Raw genomic sequence first — 22,437 nt, forward strand, 5'->3', positions numbered from 1 at the left:
CGGAGGAGACCTGGTAGCGCCTTCATGTCCGTCTCTCCCCTCTCCACGGCCCAAGCCGCACGCAAAGCCCTGGCCGAGCGTCTGAGCGAGTTACGTCGGGACGCCGAGCTCACCGGGCGTGAACTCGGCGTGCGGTGTGGCTGGAGCGAGTCCAAGTCCTCGCGGATCGAGAGCGCCAGAACCGCTCCGTCCGACGCCGATATCCGGGCCTGGTGCGCCGCTTGCGGTGCCGCCGAGCAGGCCGCGGACCTGGTGGCGGCCAAGCGGACCGCCGAGTCGATGTACATCCAGTGGAAGCGCCGGCACCGCGCGGGGATGCGCCGGGCCCAGGCCGAGCTTCTGCCGTTGTACGAGCGCACTCGGGCCTTTCGGATCTACTGCTCGAATGTCGTTCCGGGCCTCTTGCAGACCCCACCGTATGCGTCTGCCCTCATGAGAATGATCACGGAATTCCAGGGCACGCCCGACGATCTCGCGGAGGCCGTCTCCACACGTATGGAACGGGCACGGGTGCTGCACCAGGGACAGCACACCTTCGCGATCCTTCTTGAAGAAGCGGTCCTGCGCCACCGCCTGGGGAGCGCCGAGGTGATGGCTGGGCAGCTCGGCCACCTGCTGTCGGTCTTGTCACTGCCTTCGCTCTCCCTCGGGGTCATTCCGGCCGCCGCCGAACGTACGATGTGGCCGCTGGAGGCGTTCTATCTCTTCGACGACCGACTGGTGAGCGTCGAGACACTGTCGGCCGAGGTCAACGTGACCGCCCCGAGCGAGGCACACGACTACATCAGAGCGTTCGCCGAGCTGAGCAAGTCCGCCGTCTTCGGCGCCCCGGCACAGACGCTCATCGCCGACTCCATGAGCGCGTTCGCCTGATCGATCCGCAAGGTGTTGCACGTCCGTCGGAGAAGGCAGTCGTCGCTCGCCGCACGTCATTGCAGGTGGAATGTGTCACCAGGAAACGGGGAGTCATGCCGACTGTCGAGTATGAAGCGAAATGCCTGAACGTGGACCCTACCGCGATGGCCTCACGGATCTCGGACGCGGGTGGCGAGCATGTGGGCGAGCAACTTATGCGCCGCTACGTCTACGACACGGTTCCCGCGGTGGCCGGACGATGGATTCGGCTTCGCGACACCGGTGGTGACGTAACCCTGTGCGTCAAGGAAATCGTCTCCGACGCCATTGACGGGACGCAGGAAACCGAGACGCCCGTCGGGGATTTCGAAACCGCACACATCCTTCTGGGGCGTATGGGCATCTCGCCGAGGTCCTACCAGGAGAACCGCCGGGACTCCTGGCTCCTGGACGGCGTACGGCTGGAGATCGACTCCTGGCCGCTGATCCCTCCGTACCTGGAGGTCGAGGGTGACGACGCGGAACAGGTGTGGGCCGCCGCGAAGCGCCTGTCCATCCCGAAGGAGGAGCTGACGAGCGAGAACACCATCAAGGTGTTCACCCGGTACGGAATCGACCTCGAATCGATCGCTGATCTGCGGTTCTGAGGTTCTGACCTGGAGGTGACACAGTGACGCACGAAGCGGGTCCGACCCCCGTCGCGGTGGTGCCCGACCGCACCCTCCGCGTCAAGATCATCGATGACTGCGGGCTGGCATGCACCTTCTGCCACAACGAGGGGACTCCCGTCGTGGCGGACAATCGCGGCCGCCCGACCGAGGAGTTCACAGGTACACGCGGCCGTACCGGCCGAGTATCGATCTATCTGCGCACCAACGGTGCCGGATTCCTCCCGGAAAGGATCAAACCGGACTCCGATTTCGCGCTGGCACTGGCCGCTGTACGAGGGAGTCTGCCCACCGACGAAGTCCACTTCACCGGGGGCGAGCCCACGCTGCACCCCGATCTCCCCGGTCTGATCGGAATCGCACGCCGCCTCGGCCTCACCGTCGCACTCACGTCCAACGGCGAGAACGGGGCCGCGGTTCTGCCGGAGTGCGCGGCGGCCGGCCTGGACCGCATCAACCTGAGCGTCTTCGGCACCACCCCGGAAGAACTGGCCGAGGTCCAAGCACCGCGCTTCTCCTCGCCCGGACTGGCCGAGCGGAAACTCGCCGCGCTCGGCGCGACCGTCGAAGCCGCGTCGAAGCACGGGGTGAAGGTCTCGGCGAACATCGTGATACCTGATAGCTCCCATGTGGAACGGGTGCTGCGCGTCATCGAGGAGCACGGACGGACCGTCGTGGTTCGCATGTTGGTCTCCCTCGAAGACGACGGGGCGTCGCTCGCCGCCATGCGGGAGGTCGTCAACCACCTGGGCGCGGTTCCCGTTCAGCGCATCGTTACCGCCGGCGCCTCCGACCAGCGCACCCGCTACCGTCTGCCGGACGGCCGCGTCCTGTACGCGAAAAGCATCCGTCCGGTGCGTCTGCCGAGCACCTGCGAGGGCTGTCGCCTGAACAACGGACGAGACTGTCAGGAGGGGTACTACGGCGTACGGCTGTACCGCGCCCAGGACGGCCCGTTCATGATCGGCGTGTGCATCCAGCGCATGGACCTGTGTGTTCCCCTCGGCGACTTCGTCATGAGCCGGATGTGCCACGAGGTCGCAGCCTTCCGGGAGGATGAGGCAGCTCGTCTCACAAGGCTGTACCACCGTCCTAGCCGCGTGGGGTCCGGGAGCGGGTGTGGAGGGACTTGGCGACCCTCGGGCCCAGCCAGCGCTTGAATTTGCGCAGGGTCTCCAGTTGTTCGGCCGCCCTGTCGATCCGGTAGTAGAGCTGCGGCGGGATGTGCGGCAGCAGCGGGGAGTGGCGCTGGCCCAGGAGGGCGAACATATGGGCCGGGGCGAGGTTGATGTAGCGGGGGAGGTTCTCGTACCACTGGGCGCTGTAGCGGGCCGCGCTCTGGACCGGGAGCAGTGCGGCCATCCGTTCGCGCTCGTAGCGGGCGAGGGCGGGGCGGAGGTCCGTCCGGCCGCGCAGCGCGTCGGCGAGGGCGACGGAGTCCTCCAGCGCGAGGGTGGAGCCCGCGCCGATGGAGTAGTGCGTGGTGTGGGCGGCGTCGCCGAGCAGGACGAGATTGCCCCGGTACCAGGTCCGGTTGGTGAGGGTACGGAAGGTGAGCCACTGTGCGGGGCCGACGGGGTCGCGGCCGATCAGCCGGTGCCCGTCCAGCGGGCCGGCGAACAGCTTCTCCAGCAGGGCGAGACTGTCGGCCTCGTTCCCCCGGTCGAGGCCGAGCCCCTGCCAGGTGGCCGGGGAGCACTCGACGATGCAAGTGCTGTGCTGCGCGCTGAACCCGTAGCCGTAGCACCAGATCCAGCCGTGCTCGGTCTCCACGAAGGCGAAGGTGAAGGAGTCGAAGACCTTGGTGGTGCCGAGCCAGATGTACATGTTCCGGCCGGCCGAGGACTCGGTGCCGAAGTGGTCGGCGTGGCGCTCGCGCAGCCCGCTGCCCACACCGTCGCAGGCGACGACGAGATCGGCCTCGGGCGTTCCGTCCGCGCTGTCGATCGGGTGCTCGAACTCGACGCGTACGCCGAGGGACTGGGCCCGGTCGGCGAGGAGGTCGAGCAGCGTGCGGCGGCCGATGCCGAATCCCTCGTCGCCGCGGTGCACCGTCGTGAGGCCTCGGACATGGGCGGTCCCGTCGCTCCAGCGGACCGAGTTCTCGCTGATGGCCCGCGCGGACTCGGGGTCGTTGCGGCGGAGCTTCTCGATGAGGCCGCCCCAGTAGGTCACGCCCCAGCCGTATGTCGACCCGGCCGGGTTCCGCTCGTAGACGGTGATGTCATGGGACGGGTCCTGCCGCTTCATCAGGATCGAGAAGTACAGACCGGCGGGCCCGCCACCGACGCAGGCGACCTTCACACGCGCTCCCTTTTATGACGCAAAGTGATCGATTCGCGACGAAGGGTAGCAGCAGGGGCGTGGGAGCGAGCGCGTTGTCCGCCCGCCGGGCCGCCCGCCGGGCCGCCCGCCGGGCCGCCCGCCGGGCCGCCCGCCGGGCCGCCTGCCGGGCCGCCGGTGCGCAGCTCACCGCAGACGCAGGGCAGGGCAGGGCAGGGCACACGGTGGGCATACGGCACGCACGCGGCGGGGCGGGGCGGCCGCGCCCTCGCTTCCCCGGCGGACGCCGGGGGCGGCCCCGGACCCGTACCGGTGTACGGGTCCGGGGCCCCTCGCATGGCGCGTGGGGCCCCGGTCCGACGGTCTCGTACCGCTTCCGCTCCTGGACGGCCGGCTGTCGTCGTACCGTCCGGAGCGGGGATCAGATGTCCGGAGCGGGGATCAGATGCCGCAGTTCGGCGCCGACCAGAAGCGGCTCGGCCGGTGGTCGACATGGGTGTGGTCGTTGTGGTCCGGGTAACCCGGGCCGAGGATCCCGTTGAAGCCGTGGTTGCGCGCGGCCTGGGCCATGGTGCACAGGGAGTGCGGCCCCGAGCCGAGGTCGGCGGCGTCACCGTAGAGATGGCGGCTGCTCGACGCACCGCCCACCGAGCTGTTGCAGGCCTGCGAACGGAAGCCACTGGTGACACGGATGGGCTGGTCCCCGAGCGCGTGCCGCAGCGCCTCCAGCTTCCACATCGTGCGCAGGGCGTTCGACCGTGCGGTGGCCGCGTCCACCGCGCCGCCCGCCCAGGTGGTGTTGCAGGTGTTCAGCTCGGCGTAACTGAAGTGGATCGGGGTGCAGTCGTCGTCCTGGAGGGCGTAGAGCTTGCTGAAGGTGGCGGGGCCCGCGACCCCGTCGGCCGCCAGCCCGTACGCGGACTGGAAGCGCGTGACCGCCGCGGCGGTCGCCGGTCCGTAGGCGCCGTCGATGGCGAGTACGCCGCCACTGCCCGGGTAGCCGGCGACCCGGATCTGGAGCTGGGTCACATCGGCGCCCGAGGCTCCCTGGGAGAGCGTGCGGGACCAGGTGTAACAGCCGTCGGCCTGCGCCGTACCGGCGGTGACGAGCGTCCCGGCCCAGGCAAAAGTCATGGTCATGACAACACTGAGCAGAAGTCTCGCGGTGCGTCGGAGCATCGGTCCTCCTCATGAGGGCGGTGGTGTACGGAGAGACTGGCGTACGGGTCGACGCGCGTCAACCAGGCTTCCACGCCTGCCCGTTGGCGCCCCGGAGGAGGTGAAGATTCCGCGAACGGAACAGCCGCGACCGCCTCGTCGCGCTCCCTCCACGCCCCCGCCACCCGCTCCACGGGCGCACCGAGCGGCCGGGTGGCTCATGAGCGAGGGGGGCCGTATCCCGTGAGGCCGCTCCGTACGCGCGTCATCGGAGCGGCCGGAAGGCCGGCCCCCGCCGGAGGAACGCCTCCGGGGGGCGGTGCTTTCCGCCCCGGCCGGAGCGGCCGTCAACTCGCCGTGGCGCCCGGGTCGCTGGGGAAGGCGACGCGGCGGGGGCCATGGCTCAGTCGTTCGGCACGGTCTCGTAGCGCGGGGTGTTCTCCTCCATCTGCCGCAGCGCGTCCTTGCGGTCGCGCTTCGAGAGACGGTCGATGTACAGACGTCCGTAGAGATGGTCGGTCTCGTGCTGGAGGCAGCGCGCGAAGTAGCCCGTGCCGCGCACCTTGATCGGCTTGCCCTGGGCGTCCTGGCCCCGGACCACCGCGTAGTCGGGGCGCGCGAGCGACGCGTACGCCGTGGGCACGGACAGGCAGCCCTCGTTGGAGTCGTCGAGATGCCGCTCCTCCGGCGGCAGCTCCTCCAGCACGGGGTTGCAGACGGCACCGACATGCCGCACGCCGTCGTCGTCCGGGCAGTCGTAGACGAAGACCTTGAGGTCCACACCGATCTGGTTGGCCGCCAGGCCCACCCCCTCGGCGGTGCGCTGGCTGGCGAACATGTCGTCGATCAGCGCGGCGAGCGAGTCGTCGAACTCCGTGACGTCCCGGCACTCCCGGTGCAGCACGGGGTTCCCGACGACGGTGATCGGACGGGACGTGCCGCGCTCGCGGTGCGCCAGCTCACGCGCCTCGGCGTCCTCCGTGTCCACGACGAACCCGTCCTCCGACTCCGTCGCGTCCGTCGCGGAGGCCCCACTGTCGATCCGCTGGTCCGTCTCCTGCTGCGCCATGTCCGCAGTACGCCTTCCTCGGTACCCGATGCTGCCCGCACGCTCCGCGCGCTGTGCGCGATGTGCCAGTACAGCCTAAGGGCAGCGTTCCCCGGACAGCAGCGCTCTGTGGACATCCGCCGTCCACGGACAGCGAAGCCTGTGGACATCCGCCGCTCGACCGCACCTGTCTGCTGGGGACGCACACGGCTGCCGGCCGCTGGGGCCGCCGGTTCAGCAGACCTCTTCGAGGTCGCGCCACTCACGGGTGTCCGGGCTGTCGGCGACCCAGCCGTCGAGCAGGCCGCGGACCAGTCCCGGCGGCGCCGCGATCCCGCACTCGCGCTCCGGTGCCCACAACTCCCCCGCCGTACGGTGTCCCAGCGGTCCCGGATGGCCCGGTTCGCTGTGGTCGTGCGGGTCGAGATGCTCGCCGTCGCCCTCGGCGCTCGGCATCCTGCTCTCCGAACAGGCCCGGCAGAGCAGCCGTACCGAGGACGACCAGTCCTCGGCCGCGAACCCGGCGTCGGCGGCCAGCCGCTCCAGGGCGTCCCTGTCGTCCTCGGTCGCCGCCTCCAGCAGCACCACCCAGGTGGGGACGGGCGAGGGCGCCCACAGCTCGATCTCGTCGAAGACGGGGTACGCGCGGGTGGCGCCGTCCGGACCGGCGGCCGTCGTACGCTCGCCGTTCGGGACACCGTCGTGCAGGACGACCTCGCCCCAGCGGCGGCCGGACGACGGCAGCGGGATCGACAGCACCTCGATCCTGGCCGGGTCGAGTCTGCGGCCCCAGACGACCTCGGCCTCGCCCTCGGGCGAGAGCCGGACCGCCGCGCTGCCCAGCTCCATGCCCTCCGGTTCGCCGTTGGCCTCGACGCTGTGCGGGTTGCCGGGCACCTTCAGCCCGTACGCCTGCCAGGCCCGGCGGGCCAGCGGCCAGTCCTGGAGCGCGGTCGCGGCGATTCCCACGTTCCACCAGTCGGGAGCGCCGGTCTCCTTGTCCAGCAGCGCGACGGCCCGCAGCCCGGCGGCGCGCGCCTGCTCCCAGTCGTGCCGGAACTTGTGCAGCAGCGCGAGATTGAACCAGGACTCCGAGAGCCAGGGCTCCAGGTCCGCGGCGCGCGTGAGCAGCGCGCCCGCGTCCTCGTACCGGCCGTCACCGATCAGCGTGAACGCGCGGTCGGTGGCCTGCCGCCACGAAGCGGAGGGCCGATGCCGTACCTTCCCGAAGATCCTCACGATTCCCGCCTGCCGGTCGCTCGGGTCAGTGCCCCCGGACACCCTCTTCTCGCATCCAACCATGCCCGGTCGGACGCCCGCTCATTACCCATGGGTTACCCGGCCCCACCAGGGGCCGGACCGCCCCGGGACAGCACGCGCGCCAGGGATTCCACCACCTCGGGCTGGTAGTCGTGCGCCGTCCCGAGACGGAGCCGTTCCAGTGCGCTGAGCGGGTCGCTCGCACTGGCACATTCCCCGGTCAGGTCGTCGTACGCATTGACGGCGCGGACAATCCGGGCGGGAAGCGGCTGTTCCCGGTAGGGATCGGCCTGCCGCTCCACCACCACGGCGACGGCGGCGGGCACCCCGGTCTGGCGGACCACCGCGCCGCCCAGCAGGGCGATACGCCGCTGCTCGGCGACCGGCAGCAGGGCGGTGGCGCCCTCGGGCACGGGATCGACGAGGGAGAGCTGTCCGATGTCGTGCATGAGGGCCGCGTACTCCAGGACGGTCAGCTCGGGTCCGGAGAGGCCCAGCTCACGTCCGACGGCCCGGCTCAGCTCGGCCACCCTGCGGGCATGGCCGTGGGGGGTGTAACCGGCGATCTCGGTGGCGCGTGCGAGCGAGGCGATCGTCTGCCGGTAGGTGGTCCGCACGGCGGCGTACCTCCGCAGGGAGAGCTGGGTCAGCAGCAGCGGCACACAGAACACCGGCAGTGCCCAGAGGCCCGCGACGGCGACCCCGAGCGCGATGACCGCTCCGGTGGCGCACACGGCGGAGCCGATGTGGAGCAGCGCCCGCAACTCGTCGCGGAGCAGGGGGCCGAAGGGATGGCGGGTACGGGCACGCACCACCAGGGCGGCCAGTACGGCGTCGCAGAGCGCGGTCAGTCCGAGCAGCAGAAGGAGCATCATCGCGTAGGCGGGTCCCGGCCCGAACCACTCACGCAGCTCGCTCGCGGCGTAGAGGGGCTGGAAGCACACCGCGGCGAAGCCGACGGTGAGCACCCGTCGGGCCAGGTGGTCGAGTTCGGGTCCGCGGCCCCTGGCGACATGCGGCACGGCGCCGGTGAGCCCCGCCGCGACGACCACCCCGACGGTCTGGAGCACCCCGTGGGTGACCGGCCGCCCGGCGTGCTCGCCGAGCAGGGCGTACGCGAGGGCTCCGGCGGCGCCCAGCGGCGCGGGCTCCCGCTCACCGGGCAGCGCGCCCCAGCGGGCCAGTTCCCCGACGGCGACGAGCACGCCGAAGGCCAGGGCGATACGGGGTTCGGCGAGGCCGTGCCAGAGCGTCTCGCCGAGCGCGGCGGCGGTGAGCAGGCCGGCGGCGCCGTAGAACCCGGCGAGGGTGAGGGAGGGGCCGTGCCCGGAGCCGGGCATCGCCCGGCGAGCGGTCGTGGTCATCTCCGGCCTCTGGGGGACGTGCGGCCGGTGGGCGTACGGCCGGAGGAGGGCCTACGGCTGGGAGGGACGTTTCCGCGTGGCTCGGGGGCCGGACCGGGCCCCTGACCGGGCGTGGACCGGGGCGCGGGCTTCCCGCTCCGCGCCGTGTCCGAGGGGGGCGGCGGCAGGACGTCCTCCTCGTCCGCGGTGACCGCGGTACGCCAGCCGTGCCGGTCCAGCGCCTTCACCAGCGCCCGCACCATCTCCGGGTCGAACTGGGTCCCCGCGCACCGCTCCAGCTCCGCCAGCGCGAGAGGCACCGGCCTCCCCCGCCGGTACGAGCGGGTCGAGGTCATCGCGTCGAAGGCGTCGGCCACGGCCACCACCCGGGCGAACTCGGGGATCTGGGGCCCGGCGAGACCGTACGGATAGCCGGTGCCGTCGAGCCGTTCATGGTGGTGCAGGATCGCCGTCCGCGCCTCCCCGAGGAAGCCGATGCCGCGCACCATCTCATGCCCGTACTCGGGATGCAGCTCGATCATCCGGCGCTCCTCCGGTGTCAGCGGACCGTCCTTGCGCAGCACCCGGGTCGGTACGCCGAGTTTGCCCACGTCGTGCAGGATCCCGGCGAAGCGGAGCATCTCGATCCGGTCCGGCTCCATGCCCAGCTCATGGCCGATCAGCACGGAGGCGTGCCCCACCCGCTCGCTGTGGCCCCGGGTGTAGGTGTCCTTGATGTCGACGGCCTGGACGAGCGCCCTGATGGTGGCCTGGTGGGCGGCGCGCTCCCGGTGGTACTGGGCGAAGACCCAGCACGAGATGTACATCGGCAGCAGGACGAAGAGCGCGGAGAGCGGGCCGTAGGGGCTGCGCCACAGGACCGCCATCATCAGCCCGGCGAGCCCGTGGGAGGCGTGCGGGGCGAGCGAGCGCGGCACCAGACCGCGCCATGCCGTGCGCAGCGGAAGCCGCTCGGCGGTGGCGAGGATGCCGCCGTCCAGCGCGGCCAGCACCAGACAGAAGGCGAGCGTCGCCGCCGCCGCGGGCAGCAGGACGTACGGGAAGTCGGGCCGGGTGAGCCCGTACCCGCCGCCACCGAGCGCCACGGGCCCGCCGAACATCATCTGGGCCCGCGCCGCCACCCAGGTGGCGAGGGTGAGCTGCGCGGCCCGCCAGATCCGCCGGGCGCCCTTCGGGCGTCGCTCGACCCGGGCGCACAGGGCGCCGGGCACCGCGACCAGCGCGGCGGCGGAGGGCGGCAGCAGAAAGGCCGCGGCGAGCAGGACGGGGAAGAACGACCCGGCCACCACCGGCAGGGCGCCTTTGAGCGAGCGCCCCAGCACACGGCAGCGGGCGGGCAGCTCGCAGACGATGTAGAGCAGAGCGAGCAGGGCGACGGCCCGCCAGGGGGTGGTCTCGGAGCGCAGCGCGGGCCGGACACAGGCGGCGGCGCAGAGCACGGTGCCCAGAATGTACGCGCGCGCCGCACCCGGTATGGCCCTCACGCGTCCTCGCCCCTCCTCGTCCCGGCCCGAACAGACGGTCAGGCTAGCGAGAGGGATGGCGAAGGACGGCCCGGCGAAGCCGATTAGCACCTTTGGGTGACAACAGCGGCTATACGGGAGACATAGCCACGTTCATATGCTCCATACGGACACACCAGTTCGTTCCGTACGCACAGGGATGTCCATCCGGCGCGTCCCTGTGCGATCCCGTACGGGTCCTGTGCCTTCGGCCGGACCCCGTGTCTTCGGCCCTGGGCCTCGATGTCGCGTCCCCGGCCGGCCCCATGCCCCCCGGGGAAGCCGGGGCACCCGAGGAGGCGGGCGGGCTATTCGGTGGCGGCGGCGCCCGGCAGGTCCGCGCCCGCGCGTGAGGGCACGTCGCGGTCCGGCGCGGTCTGTCCCGACCTGATCAGGTCGATCCGGCCCATGACCTTGGCCCGCAGATCACTCGGCACGTCGTCCTGTCCGCAGCACCGTTTGACCAGCTTCTTCACGGCCTGTTCGAGACCGTACTTCTCCAGGCACGGAGAGCACTCCTCGAAGTGCACCTCGAACTTGGTGCAGTCGCTGTCCGGCATCTCGTGGTCGAGGAACTCGTAGAGGTGGTCGAGAACCTCGGCGCAATCCGTCTCATGCGGCTCTCCGCAGCTCATGAGTCCGAACCTTTCCGATCGTCCGACGACTCCCCGGCACCCGCCGGGACAAGCCCGCGGTCACGGGCGTAGTCCTCCAGCATGCCGCGCAGCTGACGGCGGCCACGGTGCAGTCTTGACATCACCGTGCCGATGGGGGTTCCCATGATGTCCGCGATCTCCTTGTAGGCAAAGCCCTCGACATCGGCGAGATACACCGCGATGCGGAATTCCTCGGGGATCGCCTGGAGCGCGGACTTCACATCGGAGTCGGGAAGGTGGTCGAGCGCCTGGGACTCGGCCGAGCGCAGTCCGGTCGACATGTGCGACTCGGCGCGCGCGAGCTGCCAGTCCTCGATCTCCTCCGCCGCACTGCGCTGGGGTTCGCGCTGCTTCTTGCGGTACGAGTTGATGAAGGTGTTGGTGAGGATGCGGTACATCCACGCCTTGAGGTTGGTCCCCTCACGGAACTGGTGGAAGGAGGCGTACGCCTTGGCGTAGGTCTCCTGTACGAGGTCCTCGGCGTCGGCCGGGTTGCGCGTCATCCGCAGCGCGGCCGAATACATCTGGTCCAGGAAGCCCAGGGCATCCCGCTCGAAGCGGGCATTGCGCTCGGCAGTGGTCTCTTCGATGTTGCCGTCGTCGGTCCCTGCGTCGGTCCCAGTGACCGGACCCACCTCCTCCAACGCTGTGGCGGGACCGAATGCGGACCCACTCGAATCGGAGAATAGTCGACCTTGCTGCGACGGGGCCTGTCGGTCCGCTCCGCCCGCCGTACGAACGGGAGCGTTCTTGGGCGCCGACAGCACCGTCCACTCCAGGTCAGCGGCGTCTGAGCGACGCGGGCAGATGGTCGAACCCATACGACGGACTCCCTTTCCATGCTCTTGCGTTCCGACACACCTCACAACAGCGCCCCCGTCCCGGACATTCCCCTGTGGTGCACGGTCACGACTGTCTGTTCCGTACCGGCCCTTTGCCGACCTTTTGCCGAGTCCGTACCGGCACGGCTCCCGCACCGGCACGGCTCCCGCACCGGCGCCGCGTCCGCATCGCGCCGTCTCCGTACCGGTGCTGTTTGCGTACGGGCCGCTCCGGCTAGGCGGAGAGCCACTCCGCGACGCCCTCGGTGAGGATCGTCAGGGCCTGCTCCTGGGACAGCGGTGCCCGCTTGGGCACGGCGAATCCATGATCGCCGTACGGCACCTCCACGAACGCGTACGCGCCGTCGGGGAACTCCGCGTGCTTCCCGAAGGTGTCGCTGCCACCCTGGACGACCAGGGTGGGCACGCCCGCCTCCAGCAGCTCGGCGGCCCGCGACTTCTCCGGCCTGCCCGGCGGGTGCAGCGGAAAGCTCAGCGCGAGTACGGAGTGTGCGCCCAGCTCACGCGCCGTGCGGCAGGCCACCCGCGCGCCGGCGCTGCGCCCGCCCGCGACGACGGGCAGCCCCGTCTTCTCCAGCGCGGGCCAGAGTGCCCGCCAGCCGGTGTCCAGGGTCTTGGGCGCGGGTGCCAGCTTCCGGCCGGCCACCCGCCACGGCTGTTCCACCAGGGCGACGGTGACACCGAGCGGGGGCAGCGCGGCGGCGAGGGCCTGGAGGTCGCGCGCCTCGATCCCGCCACCGGCGCCATGGCCGACGGCGAGGACGAGCCGGGGCCGTTCCGCCGCGTACCAGGTGATGCGGGCGTCCCCGAGGGGGGTCCCGACACTCTCGCGCACACTCTCGCGCGCCGGTGCGCCGTCGGCGCCCTCGCGCTCGGGCCCGTTCCCGCCGGATGCCCGCTCCGGCCCCGGCCCGCTCCCGGTGATGTCTCTCGGCTCGCTCGGCTCGCTCGTCACACGGCCATCCTGCCGTGCGCACCGGGCCTGCCGCGTGCGCACGGCACCGCGCCCGCACCCCCGGTCAGCCGCGTCCCGGCTCAGCCAGGCCCCGGCTCAACCGCACCTCGGCTCAACCGCGCCCCGGCCGGAGCAGACCCCGGTCAGAAGAGCGTGCTCTCCTCCGGCGCCGCCAGCTCCTCCAGCAGTTCGGGCCCGTTGTTACGGACATTGCTGACGGCCATCGCGACGGGATAGGCCCGCATCAGCCCGGCCGGCGGCGGGGCGAGCAGGTCCCGCAGCTCCTCGGGATCCGCACGGGCCGGGTCCAGCCAGGCGTCCCAGCGGTCCGGGGTCAGCATCAGCGGCATCCGGGGATGGATCTCCGCCAGGGAGCCCGGCCCCTCGGCGGGAGCGACCGCCAGGGGTGTCTTCTCCGCCTCGGTGGTGATCACCGAGCAGGTCACCCACCAGGCCCCCGGATGGTCGTCCGGCAGGGTGCGGTCACGCCAGAACTCGTACAGTCCGGCCAGGGCCATGACCGAGCCGTCGGCGGGGGTCACGAAGTACGGCTGCTTGCGCGGACGCTTCTTCCTGCCCTGCTCCTCGAGCTGACGCTCGTCGGAGCCGGTGACCCACTCGTAATAGCCGTCGGCCGGCAGGATGCAGCGGCGCGCGAGGAAGGGCCTGCGGAACGACGGCTTCTCGTGCACGGTCTCGGCCCGTGCGTTGATCATCCGTGCCCCGCCCTCGGGTGTCTTCGCCCAGGACGGCACGAGTCCCCACTTCAGCCTGCGGAGCTGACGAACCGGGCGGGGCTCGTCCGCGTCTTTCACCGGACGCTCCAGAACCGCGTAGACCTCCTTCGTCGGAGCCACGTTCCAGTCGGGAGCGAGGGTCTCCTCGGGCTCCCACTTCTCCACGCCGAAGAGCCCCTGAAGATCTTCCGGGCTCCGGCTCGCCGCATACCGTCCGCACATAAATGCAACACTGCCACGAAGCAAACCCAGTTGAGGAGCCGCCCGAGAAATGGCCAGCATCGACGCGACCGCGAACTCGATCACCGATCTCTGGGACCGGGTCTTCGGCACCCAGCCCGCACCGGACGACTGGCTGGTGATCGCGGCCGGGGCCCTCGCGCTCATAGCCGTCGTACCGCGTCCGCTCTGGCGGCTCTCCCGCAACACGATCACCATCGCGCACGAGGGCGGCCACGGGCTGATGGCCCTGGTCACCGGGCGCCGGCTCGACGGCATACGGCTGCACTCGGACACCTCGGGGCTGACGGTCAGCCGTGGCAGGCCCACGGGCCTGGGCATGATCCTCACCGCCGCCGCGGGATACACCGCCCCGCCGCTGCTCGGTCTGGGCGGCGCCTGGCTGCTCTCGGCGCACCACATCACCCTGCTGCTCTGGCTGGCGACGGCCCTGCTGATCGCGATGCTGGTGATGATCCGCAACGCGTACGGGGCGCTCACCGTGATCCTCACCGGTGCGGCGTTCCTGCTGATCTCCTGGCTGACCGAGCCCGCCGTCCAGTCGGCGTTCGCGTACACGGCTGTCTGGTTTCTGCTCCTCGGGGGCGTACGCCCGGCGTTCGAGCTCCAGTCCAAGCGCCGTCGCGGCGGAGCGGGGGATTCCGACGCGGACCAGCTCGGACGGCTGGCGCATGTACCACCGGCGCTCTGGCTGTTTCTCTTCCACGCCGTCTCGCTCTGCTCACTGATCGGTGGCGGACGGTGGCTACTGGGCCTGTAAGCGCCCTGTAGCCCACGTATCACCTTCTCGTTACGCCCTGATTTCGCCACTTTTGTTCGGGATCCGCTTCGGTCACGAACCACTAAAGTGATGGCCATGACCGAAAGCTCCGTGCAGCCCGCCCTCTGGCCCGCCCCCACCGCACACGGCGCCGTCGAAGCGACGGTCACCGTGCCCGGATCCAAGTCGGTCACCAACCGCGGGCTGGTCCTCGCCGCGCTGGCCGCCGAGCCCGGCTGGCTGCGCCGCCCGCTGCGCTCCCGTGACACGCTGCTGATGGCCGACGCCCTGCGCGCCATGGGGGTCGGTATCGAGGAGGGCCTGTCGTCCAGCTCCACCGCCGCGGGCGTCCCCGCGCCGAGCGGTGAGGCATGGCGGGTGATCCCCTCCGGGCTGCACGGCCCGGCGACGGTCGATGTCGGCAACGCCGGCACGGTGATGCGCTTCCTGCCGCCCGTGGCGACGCTCGCCGACGGTCCCATCCGCTTCGACGGCGACCGCCGCTCCTACGAACGTCCGCTGAACAGTGTCATCCACGCCCTGCGCGCCCTCGGCGCCCGTATCGACGACGACAACCGCGGCTCGCTCCCGCTGACCGTGCACGGCGGCGGCGCGCTGGACGGCGGCGCGGTGGAGATCGACGCCTCCGCGTCCTCCCAGTTCGTCTCCGCGCTGCTGCTCTCGGGAGCGCGCTTCAACCAGGGCGTGGAGGTACGGCATGTGGGCGCCGTCCTGCCCTCCCTGCCGCACATCCGGATGACCGTCGACATGCTCCGCGCGGTCGGCGCCCAGGTCGACGAGCCCGAGACCGGCGGTGAGCCCAATGTCTGGCGCGTCTCCCCCAGCGCCCTGCTCGGCCGCGATCTGACCGTCGAACCGGATCTCTCCAACGCCCAGCCGTTCCTGGCCGCCGCGCTGGTGACCGGTGGCCGGGTCACCGTCCCGGACTGGCCGGAGCGGACCACTCAGCCGGGTGACGCGCTGCGCGAGATCTTCACCGAAATGGGCGGCTCCTGCGAGTTCACCATGACGTCGGAGGGCTCCAGCCTCACCTTCAGGGGCGCGGGCGCCATCCATGGCATCGACGTCGATCTGAGCGAGGTCGGCGAGCTGACTCCCGGTATCGCGGCCGTCGCCGCGCTGGCCGACTCGCCCTCCACCCTGCGCGGCGTCGCCCATCTGCGGCTCCATGAGACGGACCGGCTGGCCGCCCTCACCAAGGAGATCAACGAGCTGGGCGGCGATGTCACCGAGACCGCGGACGGTCTGCACATCCGCCCGCGCCCGCTGCACGGCGGTGTGTTCCACACGTACGACGACCACCGGATGGCCACGGCCGGTTCGATCCTCGGCCTCGCCGTCGACGGCGTGCGGATCGAGAACGTGGCGACGACCGCCAAGACCCTGCCCGACTTCCCGCGGATGTGGACCGAGATGCTGGCGGGAGCGGGAGCCTGACGCGATGCGGCGCTACGGCAAGAACCCCGACGAGGACGACATCCGCTCCCGCCCCAACCCCAAGGGCAACCGGCCGCGTACGCACATCAGGCCCAAGCACGAGGACGCCTCGGAGGGCATGGTCCTGACCGTGGACCGGGGCCGGATCACCTGTCTCGTCGACGACCGCGTGGTCCTCGCGATGAAGGCGCGCGAACTGGGCCGCAAGGCGGCCGTGGTGGGGGACCAGGTCGGTCTGGTCGGTGATCTGTCGGGCAAGAAGGACACGCTGGCGCGGATCGTGCGGATCGAGAAGCGCCACTCCGTGCTGCGGCGCACGGCCGACGACGACGATCCCTACGAGCGGGTGGTCGTCGCCAACGCCGACCAGTTGGCCGTCGTGACCGCCCTCGCCGATCCCGAGCCGCGCCCCCGGCTGATCGACCGCTGTCTGGTCGCCGCGTACGACGGGGGACTCGAACCGCTGCTCGTCCTGACGAAGTCCGATCTGGCCTCGCCCGACGAGCTGTTGGAGACCTACCGCGCGCTCGGTATACGCCATGTGGTCACCCGGCGCGACGAGTTGGCGAGCGGCCGTGCGGCCGACCTCGTACGGGAGTACCTCGACGGCCGGGTCACCGCCTTCGTCGGCCACTCGGGCGTGGGCAAGACGACACTGGTCAACGCCCTGGTACCGGAGGAGCGCCGGCGCACCACCGGTCTGGTCAACGCGGTCACGGGCCGCGGCCGGCACACCACGACCTCGGCGCTGGCCCTGCCGCTGGAGAAGAGCGACGGCTGGGTGATCGACACCCCGGGCATCCGCTCCTTCGGACTGCACCATGTCGATCCGTCCCGGGTCATCCTCGCCTTCCCCGATCTGGTGCCGGGTACGGAGGCCTGCCCCCGGGCGTGCAGCCATGACGAAGCGGAGTGCGCGCTCGACGCGTGGGTGGCCGAGGGCCACGCCGATCCCGCCCGGCTCTACTCCCTGCGGAGGCTTCTCGCCACGCGTGAGCGGCGCGACGGCGACTGACGCGCACACGTTTGCGATCCCACGGTGCTGGTAAGGGCATAATCCAACCAGGCGGGACCGGGCAGTCACGGATACGGGGAGGTCTTTGACGATGGCGTGGCTGCTGGTCGTGGTCGCCGGAATCCTGGAGACGGGATTCGCCGTCTGTCTCAAGCTCTCCCACGGCTTCACCCGGCTCTGGCCGACGATCGCGTTCGCCGCCTTCGCACTCGGCAGCTTCGGTCTGCTGACGCTCTCGCTGAAGAAGCTGGACGTCGGTCCCGCCTACGCGGTCTGGACGGGCATCGGCGCGGCGGGCACCGCGATCTACGGCATGATCTTCCTGGGCGATGTGGTCTCCGTACTGAAGCTCGTCTCGATCTCCCTGGTCATCATCGGAGTCATCGGGCTCCAGCTCTCGGGCTCGGCGCACTGACCGGTGCGGACGGGGGCGGGGACAGCGGCAGGGTGACAGCCGTGCGGACCAGCGGTCCGACGGAGTCCCCGCCGGGCGCGACGAGATGGGCGAGCGCCAGCCGTACGGCCAGCTCGGAGCGGTAGAGCAGATCGGCCCGGTGGGCACCGGGCCGAAGCGGCTCCCCCTGTCCGTGGTCCGGGCGGCCGTGGTCCGGGCGGCCCGGTTCCGGGCGGCCGTGGTCGGGGCGATGGTCCGCGCGGCCCGGTTCCGGGCGGTGTCTCTCCAGCGCGGCCACGGATCTGTCCCGTACCAGCGCGACCAGATCGCCCGTCGCGGGCGGCCCGGTGCCGGCGCGGTGCCGCGCCATCGCGCCGGGCGGCGGGCCGGCGATCCGCGCGGGACCCGGCGAGGGCAGCCACTCCCCCCAGCAGCCCGTCAGCAGCGCCCGCAGCAGGGGTCTCGCCCGCGCCTCGGTGACGGTCCATTCGGCGACGGCCACCAGCCGGTCCACGGTCTCCGCCCGCTCCCCCAACAGCCGTTCCACACCGCGCAGATAGAGATCCACCTCGCGTCGCACCAGGGCGCGGGCCAGCCCGTCCTTGCTGCCGAACTCGTTGTAGAGGGTCTGCCGGGACACCCCGGCGGCCGAGGCCACATCGACCATCCGGACCGCCGACCAGGGCAGTCCGGCCAGTGCCGACAGACCGGCGTTCAGTAGGGCTTCACGCGCAGTAGGCATCGTCGCCTCCGGGGCCGTGCGGCTCTGCGCTCAGAGTTGACGGGCCGCCCTCGGCTGTCAAGACCGCTCGCGACCGCCGCCGGGCCATTGGCGACTTCTTGCCGGTACGGACCCCGTGGCCGGTTCTTCCCCCTGGTGGATACTGTGACGACCATGCCCGACTACCACGATGATCTGCGTCTCGCCCATGTCCTCGCGGACGCCGCCGACGCCGCGACGATGGACCGCTTCAAGGCCCTGGACCTCAAGGTCGAGACGAAACCGGACATGACCCCGGTGAGCGAGGCCGACAAGGCGGCCGAGGAACTGATCCGGGGCCACCTCCAGCGGGCACGGCCGCGCGACGCGATCCTCGGCGAGGAGTACGGCATCGAGGGCACGGGCCCGCGCCGCTGGGTCATCGACCCCATCGACGGTACGAAGAACTATGTCCGCGGCGTGCCGGTCTGGGCGACGCTGATCTCGCTGATGGTGGCCGCGGAAGGCGGATACGAACCGGTCGTCGGGGTGGTCTCGGCGCCCGCGCTGGCCCGCCGGTGGTGGGCGGCGAAGGGCGGGGGCGCCTACACGGGCCGCAGCCTCTCCTCCGCGACCCGGCTGCGGGTCTCGAACGTCTCACGCATCCGGGACGCCTCGTTCGCGTACTCCTCACTGACGGGCTGGGAGGAGCAGGGGCGGCTGGACGGGTTCCTCGATCTGACCCGCGCCTGCTGGCGCACCCGCGGCTACGGGGACTTCTGGCCGTACATGATGGTCGCCGAGGGCTCGGTGGACATGTGCGCGGAGCCGGAACTGTCCCTGTGGGACATGGCGGCGACCACGATCGTCGTACAGGAGGCGGGCGGCAGCTTCACGGGCCTCGACGGACGCCCGGGTCCGCACAGCGGCAACGCGGCGGCCTCGAACGGAACCCTGCACGAGGAGCTCCTCGGCTACCTCAACCAGCGCTACTAGGTTCCCCTCTTTTTTGGGGCTCGGTTCGCCTCCGGGGCGCTTCATGTCGGTGCCGACAGTCGACCGTGCTCGACCGCTCGTACCTCACGGCCTCCGCGCGCTCTCCTTCTCGGCACCGACGCGCCCCTTCGGCTCACTCGCCGACGGCCGTGCGGAACCGGCACGTATCCGCACCCCAGGCCAGACAGCGTCAGCCCACTAGGGTCCGGTCACCCTGGCCGCCCGGAGTGCGGACCTGTTTCCGGCCGCTGTCGCCCGCCGGCGAGTGAGCCGAAGGGCGCGCCGCTGTCGAAAGGGAGAGCGCGCGGAGGGTCCCGAGGAACGAGGGACCCGAGCACGGTCGACCGTCGACAGTGGCATAAGGCGCCCGGAGGCGAACCGAGCCCCAAAAAAGAAGGCGAGTGAGCCGAAGGGCGCGCCACTGTCGAAAGGGAGAGCGCGCGGAGGTTCGTGAGGAACGAGCGAACCGAGCACGGTCGACCGTCGACAGTGGCACCAAGCGCCCGGAGGCGAACCGAGCCCTCAAAAGAGAAAGAAAGCCGGGGCGTTTGTGGGATATTTTCGCGCCCCTGGGCGAGCCTCCTGCGCCCCCTTGTTGACCCGGCCCAAGAGTGTCACTCTGAAAGTCCCCCCACTTGTGAACTTGTGAATCGTTTCTCAGGGGGTCCGGGGTGCCCCGGATCCCTCAGAGGTCTCCACGGAACGGTTTACCAAGGAGGTGTCTTCACCCCATGCTTGTCCGTGACGCCATGAGTTCGGTGGTTCTGACCATCGGGCCCACGCATACGCTCCGCCAGGCGGCCCGGCTGATGTCGGCACGCCGCGTCGGTGCCGCCGTCGTTCTCGACCCCGATGACTGCGGTATCGGAATCCTCACCGAACGCGACATCCTGAACTCGCTCGGCGACGGCCAGAGCCCCGACGCCGAGACCGCCTGCACCCATACCACCACCGATGTGGTCTTCGCCGCGCCCTCCTGGACGCTGGAGGAAGCCGCGGCGGCCATGTCGAGCGGCGGGTTCCGCCATCTCATCGTGCTCAACGACCGGGAGCCGGTCGGCATCGTCTCCGTACGCGACATCATCCGCTGCTGGGCACCGGACCGGCGCGAGGCGGCGGTCCTGACGGGCTGACGCCCGGGACGGCCCCGGCCCTCCCCGCACTCCCCCGCCCGTCATCACGGCGAAAGGGGCCGGATCCGCAAGGACCCGGCCCCTCCCGTCTCGGCGGGGCTGTCAGCCGCGCAGGGCCTGGACCGCGGCCTCCAGCCGCTTGCCGAAGTCCGCGTCCGCCTGGCGGAAGTTGTTCACCGCGCGGACGGCGATGTCGTCGCGCGACACCTTGGAGATGAACCCGGCGAGGTTCTCGATCAGCCGGTCCTTCTCGTCCTCGGACAGCAGGCGGTAGAGGTTGCCCGCCTGGACGAAGTCGTTGTCCTCGGCGTGGCTCGGGGCCTCGTGGTTGCCCGTGGCACCGCTGACCGGAACCGGCTGCCAGAGCGGACGGCTCGTCTGGACCGGGCCGCCGAAGCTGTTCGGCTCGTAGTTCTTGGTGCCCTTGTGACGGCCGTCGTAGAGATAGCCGTCCCGGCTGTTGGTGCGCGCCTCGGTGGCGCGCGGGCGGTTCACCGGCAGATGGTCGGCGTTGATGCCGACGCGGTAGCGGTGGGCGTCGCCGTACGCGAACAGACGGCCCTGGAGCATCTTGTCCGGGGAGGGACCGATGCCCGGCACGAAGTGGGCCGGCGAGAAGATGGACTGCTCGACCTCGGCGAAGATGTTCTCCGGGTTGCGGTTCAGCTCCAGCTTGCCGATCTCGATCGGCGGGTAGTCCTCGTGCGGCCAGACCTTGGTCAGGTCGAACGGGTTGAAGCGGTAGGTCGCCGCGTCGGCCGCCGGCATGATCTGCACCTGCACCGTCCAGGACGGGAAGTCACCGCGCTCGATGGACTCCCGCAGGTCGCGCTGGTGCGAGTCCGGGTCCACGCCGGAGAGCCGCACGGCCTCGTCGGTGGTGAGGTTCTTGATGCCCTGGTCGGTCTTGAAGTGGTACTTGACCCAGAAGACCTCGCCGGCCTCGTTGTTCCACTGGTACGTGTGCGAGCCGTACCCGTTCATGTGACGCAGCGTCGCGGGGATGCCGCGGTCACCGAAGAGCCAGGTCACCTGGTGGGTGGACTCGGGCGACAGACCCCAGAAGTCCCAGACGTTGTCGGCCTCCTGCGAGCCGGTGTACGGGTCGCGCTTCTGGGTGTGGATGAAGTCGGGGAACTTGATGGCGTCCTTGATGAAGAACACCGGGGTGTTGTTGCCGACGAGGTCGTAGTTGCCCTCCTCGGTGTAGAACTTCAGCGCGAAACCGCGCGGGTCGCGCACCGCGTCGGCCGAGCCGAGGTTGCCCGCGACGGTGGAGAAGCGGAGGAACGTCTCCGTCTGCTTGCCGACCTCGGAGAGGAACTTCGCCCGTGTCCACTGGGTGACATCGCGGGTCAGGGTGAAGGTGCCGTACGCCCCGGCGCCCCGCGCGTGCACGATGCGCTCCGGAATGCGCTCACGGTTGAAGTGCGCCAGCTTCTCCAGCAGCGCCTGGTCCTGGACCAGCACGGGACCACCGACGCCCGCGCTCTCGCTGTTCTGGTTGTCGGCGACCGGCGCCCCGGCCTCCGTGGTGAGCGGTCCCTGCGTCACGTGCGCCTCCTGCGTCATTCCTGCGAGTCCTGTCCCTTGGCGAGTACCGTGACCGATCCTACGATGGACTTTGTCTAAGTCAAGCAAACATCCAAAGTCATACACGTCCGGGACCTGGCTCCCCTCACTGTTAGGCTGGTCGTCATGAGTGACCTGTTGGAACGACTTCGCGGACGCGGCTGGCGCATGACGGCCCAGCGGCGTGTCGTGGCCGAGGTCCTCGACGGGGACCATGTACATCTGACCGCCGACGAGGTCCACGCGCGTGCTGTCGCCCGCCTGCCGGAGATCTCCCGGGCGACGGTCTACAACACGCTCGGCGAGATGGTCACGCTCGGTGAGGTGATCGAGGTCTCCACGGACCGCCGGGCCAAGCGGTACGACCCGAACGCGCACCGGCCCCACCACCACCTGGTCTGCGCGCGCTGCGGCGCCATCCGCGATGTCCATCCCACGGGCGATCCGCTGGCCGATCTCCCGGACGGGGAGCGCTTCGGCTTCACGATCTCGGACGTCGAGGTGACCTACCGGGGCACCTGTCCGAACTGCGCGTCCGCCTGACCTCGCGCCCGGCTCACCCGCCGGAAGCACCCTGCCGAACACGGCTCGCCGAAAGCCTCGGCTGACGGAAATGCCGATGGAAACAGCGAAGGCCCGGAACTCTTTCGAGTTCCGGGCCTTCGCTGTTCAGTAGCGGGGACAGGATTTGAACCTGCGACCTCTGGGTTATGAGCCCAGCGAGCTACCGAGCTGCTCCACCCCGCGTCGATGAACGCAACACTACGTCACGGCTGCCGAGCGGTGCAAATCCCTTCCCGCGGGCCCCTCCGCCCGCTCCGGGCGGCGCCGGAACGGGGGA

22 protein-coding genes and 1 tRNA gene are annotated in these 22,437 nt (G+C 70.6%); 10 read left to right on the top strand and 13 right to left on the bottom strand.

Annotation, left to right across the window (positions count from 1 at the left end; translation table 11 throughout):
- Nucleotides 1-24: 24 nt before the first annotated feature.
- The 3 genes from ACFYYH_RS04065 (at nt 25) to ACFYYH_RS04075 (ending at nt 2,683) form a co-directional block, all read left to right on the top strand.
- Nucleotides 25-873, top strand: coding sequence for a helix-turn-helix domain-containing protein (locus ACFYYH_RS04065; protein WP_388545596.1), 849 nt, complete (start codon nt 25-27; stop codon nt 871-873).
- Between the two features lie 95 nt (nt 874-968).
- Nucleotides 969-1,502, top strand: coding sequence for a class IV adenylate cyclase (locus ACFYYH_RS04070; RefSeq protein WP_388545597.1), 534 nt, complete (start codon nt 969-971; stop codon nt 1,500-1,502).
- A 56-nt stretch (nt 1,503-1,558) separates the two neighbouring features.
- A complete protein-coding gene (locus tag ACFYYH_RS04075) occupies nt 1,559-2,683 on the top strand; it encodes a radical SAM protein (protein WP_388545600.1) in 1,125 nt (374 codons plus the stop codon).
- Here the strand turns inward: ACFYYH_RS04075 and ACFYYH_RS04080 are convergent.
- The 10 genes from ACFYYH_RS04080 to ACFYYH_RS04125 all read right to left on the bottom strand — a co-directional run bounded on the left by ACFYYH_RS04080 (nt 2,616) and on the right by ACFYYH_RS04125 (nt 13,550).
- Nucleotides 2,616-3,827 carry an FAD-dependent monooxygenase gene (locus ACFYYH_RS04080; RefSeq protein WP_388545602.1) on the bottom strand — a complete coding sequence of 404 codons (1,212 nt, stop codon included), beginning with the start codon at nt 3,825-3,827 and terminating at the stop codon, nt 2,616-2,618. The two genes, ACFYYH_RS04075 and ACFYYH_RS04080, sit on opposite strands and share 68 nt — an antisense overlap.
- Nucleotides 3,828-4,247: 420 nt before the next feature.
- Nucleotides 4,248-4,985, bottom strand: coding sequence for a D-Ala-D-Ala carboxypeptidase family metallohydrolase (locus tag ACFYYH_RS04085; RefSeq protein ID WP_388545605.1), 738 nt, complete (start codon nt 4,983-4,985; stop codon nt 4,248-4,250).
- A gap of 382 nt (nt 4,986-5,367) precedes the next feature.
- The gene (gene def / locus ACFYYH_RS04090) at nt 5,368-6,033 is read right to left on the bottom strand and encodes a peptide deformylase (protein WP_388545608.1); all 666 of its coding nucleotides are present in this window, start codon (nt 6,031-6,033) and stop codon (nt 5,368-5,370) included.
- Nucleotides 6,034-6,246: 213 nt separating this feature from the next.
- A complete protein-coding gene (locus tag ACFYYH_RS04095) occupies nt 6,247-7,251 on the bottom strand; it encodes a tetratricopeptide repeat domain-containing protein (RefSeq protein WP_046499352.1) in 1,005 nt (334 codons plus the stop codon).
- Between the two features lie 95 nt (nt 7,252-7,346).
- Nucleotides 7,347-8,612: an HD-GYP domain-containing protein gene (locus ACFYYH_RS04100; RefSeq protein ID WP_388546321.1), complete on the bottom strand. Its 1,266-nt coding sequence runs from the start codon at nt 8,610-8,612 to the stop codon at nt 7,347-7,349.
- Nucleotides 8,613-8,632: 20 nt separating this feature from the next.
- Nucleotides 8,633-10,120 carry an HD-GYP domain-containing protein gene (locus tag ACFYYH_RS04105; protein WP_388545611.1) on the bottom strand — a complete coding sequence of 496 codons (1,488 nt, stop codon included), beginning with the start codon at nt 10,118-10,120 and terminating at the stop codon, nt 8,633-8,635.
- A 326-nt stretch (nt 10,121-10,446) separates the two neighbouring features.
- Nucleotides 10,447-10,773 carry a mycothiol system anti-sigma-R factor gene (rsrA, locus tag ACFYYH_RS04110; protein WP_388545613.1) on the bottom strand — a complete coding sequence of 109 codons (327 nt, stop codon included), beginning with the start codon at nt 10,771-10,773 and terminating at the stop codon, nt 10,447-10,449.
- The gene (locus tag ACFYYH_RS04115) at nt 10,770-11,429 is read right to left on the bottom strand and encodes a sigma-70 family RNA polymerase sigma factor (protein ID WP_388545615.1); all 660 of its coding nucleotides are present in this window, start codon (nt 11,427-11,429) and stop codon (nt 10,770-10,772) included. Before ACFYYH_RS04115 ends, rsrA begins: the two co-directional genes overlap by 4 nt.
- A gap of 421 nt (nt 11,430-11,850) precedes the next feature.
- The gene (locus tag ACFYYH_RS04120) at nt 11,851-12,471 is read right to left on the bottom strand and encodes an alpha/beta family hydrolase (RefSeq protein ID WP_388546324.1); all 621 of its coding nucleotides are present in this window, start codon (nt 12,469-12,471) and stop codon (nt 11,851-11,853) included.
- 263 nt (nt 12,472-12,734) lie between these two features.
- Nucleotides 12,735-13,550, bottom strand: a complete 816-nt coding sequence (locus tag ACFYYH_RS04125; protein WP_388545618.1) for an SOS response-associated peptidase — start codon at nt 13,548-13,550, stop codon at nt 12,735-12,737.
- A 49-nt stretch (nt 13,551-13,599) separates the two neighbouring features.
- Here ACFYYH_RS04125 and ACFYYH_RS04130 point away from each other — a divergent pair, with 49 nt between their 5' ends.
- From ACFYYH_RS04130 to ACFYYH_RS04145, 4 genes are all read left to right on the top strand, one after another.
- The gene (locus tag ACFYYH_RS04130) at nt 13,600-14,328 is read left to right on the top strand and encodes a M50 family metallopeptidase (protein ID WP_388545621.1); all 729 of its coding nucleotides are present in this window, start codon (nt 13,600-13,602) and stop codon (nt 14,326-14,328) included.
- 96 nt (nt 14,329-14,424) lie between these two features.
- Nucleotides 14,425-15,786, top strand: a complete 1,362-nt coding sequence (aroA, locus tag ACFYYH_RS04135; RefSeq protein ID WP_388545622.1) for a 3-phosphoshikimate 1-carboxyvinyltransferase — start codon at nt 14,425-14,427, stop codon at nt 15,784-15,786.
- 4 nt (nt 15,787-15,790) lie between these two features.
- Nucleotides 15,791-16,801 (top strand): ribosome small subunit-dependent GTPase A, encoded by a 1,011-nt coding sequence (gene rsgA, locus ACFYYH_RS04140; RefSeq protein WP_388545625.1) that lies wholly within the window; start codon nt 15,791-15,793, stop codon nt 16,799-16,801.
- A 91-nt stretch (nt 16,802-16,892) separates the two neighbouring features.
- Nucleotides 16,893-17,216: a multidrug efflux SMR transporter gene (locus ACFYYH_RS04145; RefSeq protein WP_066945825.1), complete on the top strand. Its 324-nt coding sequence runs from the start codon at nt 16,893-16,895 to the stop codon at nt 17,214-17,216.
- On the opposite strand, the gene ACFYYH_RS04150 is transcribed toward ACFYYH_RS04145, so the two are convergent.
- Entirely contained in the window at nt 17,182-17,937 is a 756-nt protein-coding gene (locus tag ACFYYH_RS04150; protein ID WP_388545628.1) for a TetR family transcriptional regulator, read from the bottom strand. The two genes, ACFYYH_RS04145 and ACFYYH_RS04150, sit on opposite strands and share 35 nt — an antisense overlap.
- Before the next feature lie 153 nt (nt 17,938-18,090).
- Here ACFYYH_RS04150 and hisN point away from each other — a divergent pair, with 153 nt between their 5' ends.
- Nucleotides 18,091-18,891, top strand: coding sequence for a histidinol-phosphatase (hisN, locus tag ACFYYH_RS04155; RefSeq protein ID WP_388545631.1), 801 nt, complete (start codon nt 18,091-18,093; stop codon nt 18,889-18,891).
- 731 nt (nt 18,892-19,622) lie between these two features.
- The gene (locus tag ACFYYH_RS04160) at nt 19,623-20,024 is read left to right on the top strand and encodes a cyclic nucleotide-binding/CBS domain-containing protein (RefSeq protein WP_388545634.1); all 402 of its coding nucleotides are present in this window, start codon (nt 19,623-19,625) and stop codon (nt 20,022-20,024) included.
- A 102-nt stretch (nt 20,025-20,126) separates the two neighbouring features.
- On the opposite strand, the gene ACFYYH_RS04165 is transcribed toward ACFYYH_RS04160, so the two are convergent.
- The gene (locus tag ACFYYH_RS04165) at nt 20,127-21,578 is read right to left on the bottom strand and encodes a catalase (protein WP_388545637.1); all 1,452 of its coding nucleotides are present in this window, start codon (nt 21,576-21,578) and stop codon (nt 20,127-20,129) included.
- A 144-nt stretch (nt 21,579-21,722) separates the two neighbouring features.
- Between ACFYYH_RS04165 and ACFYYH_RS04170 the strand changes: the two genes are divergently transcribed.
- The gene (locus tag ACFYYH_RS04170; protein ID WP_388545639.1) at nt 21,723-22,139 is read left to right on the top strand and encodes a Fur family transcriptional regulator; all 417 of its coding nucleotides are present in this window, start codon (nt 21,723-21,725) and stop codon (nt 22,137-22,139) included.
- A gap of 130 nt (nt 22,140-22,269) precedes the next feature.
- Here the strand turns inward: ACFYYH_RS04170 and ACFYYH_RS04175 are convergent.
- Nucleotides 22,270-22,343 (bottom strand) — tRNA-Met (locus ACFYYH_RS04175).
- Nucleotides 22,344-22,437 lie beyond the last annotated feature (94 nt).

Origin of the sequence: Streptomyces sp. NPDC002018 (assembly GCF_042890865.1) — a bacterium.
Classification (GTDB): Bacteria; Actinomycetota; Actinomycetes; order Streptomycetales; family Streptomycetaceae; genus Streptomyces.

Bases quoted from the DNA above. Each gene is read 5' to 3' on its own strand.
- ACFYYH_RS04065 (WP_388545596.1), top strand. From the start codon at position 25: ATGTCCGTCTCTCCCCTCTCCACGGCCCAAGCCGCACGCAAAGCCCTG.
- rsgA (WP_388545625.1), top strand. From the start codon at position 15,791: ATGCGGCGCTACGGCAAGAACCCCGACGAGGACGACATCCGCTCCCGC.
- ACFYYH_RS04070 (WP_388545597.1), top strand. From the start codon at position 969: ATGCCGACTGTCGAGTATGAAGCGAAATGCCTGAACGTGGACCCTACC.
- aroA (WP_388545622.1), top strand. From the start codon at position 14,425: ATGACCGAAAGCTCCGTGCAGCCCGCCCTCTGGCCCGCCCCCACCGCA.
- ACFYYH_RS04160 (WP_388545634.1), top strand. From the start codon at position 19,623: ATGCTTGTCCGTGACGCCATGAGTTCGGTGGTTCTGACCATCGGGCCC.
- rsrA (WP_388545613.1), bottom strand. From the start codon at position 10,773: ATGAGCTGCGGAGAGCCGCATGAGACGGATTGCGCCGAGGTTCTCGAC.
- ACFYYH_RS04170 (WP_388545639.1), top strand. From the start codon at position 21,723: ATGAGTGACCTGTTGGAACGACTTCGCGGACGCGGCTGGCGCATGACG.
- def (WP_388545608.1), bottom strand. From the start codon at position 6,033: ATGGCGCAGCAGGAGACGGACCAGCGGATCGACAGTGGGGCCTCCGCG.
- hisN (WP_388545631.1), top strand. From the start codon at position 18,091: ATGCCCGACTACCACGATGATCTGCGTCTCGCCCATGTCCTCGCGGAC.
- ACFYYH_RS04100 (WP_388546321.1), bottom strand. From the start codon at position 8,612: ATGCCCGGCTCCGGGCACGGCCCCTCCCTCACCCTCGCCGGGTTCTAC.
- ACFYYH_RS04085 (WP_388545605.1), bottom strand. From the start codon at position 4,985: ATGCTCCGACGCACCGCGAGACTTCTGCTCAGTGTTGTCATGACCATG.
- ACFYYH_RS04145 (WP_066945825.1), top strand. From the start codon at position 16,893: ATGGCGTGGCTGCTGGTCGTGGTCGCCGGAATCCTGGAGACGGGATTC.
- ACFYYH_RS04125 (WP_388545618.1), bottom strand. From the start codon at position 13,550: ATGTGCGGACGGTATGCGGCGAGCCGGAGCCCGGAAGATCTTCAGGGG.
- ACFYYH_RS04150 (WP_388545628.1), bottom strand. From the start codon at position 17,937: ATGCCTACTGCGCGTGAAGCCCTACTGAACGCCGGTCTGTCGGCACTG.
- ACFYYH_RS04130 (WP_388545621.1), top strand. From the start codon at position 13,600: ATGGCCAGCATCGACGCGACCGCGAACTCGATCACCGATCTCTGGGAC.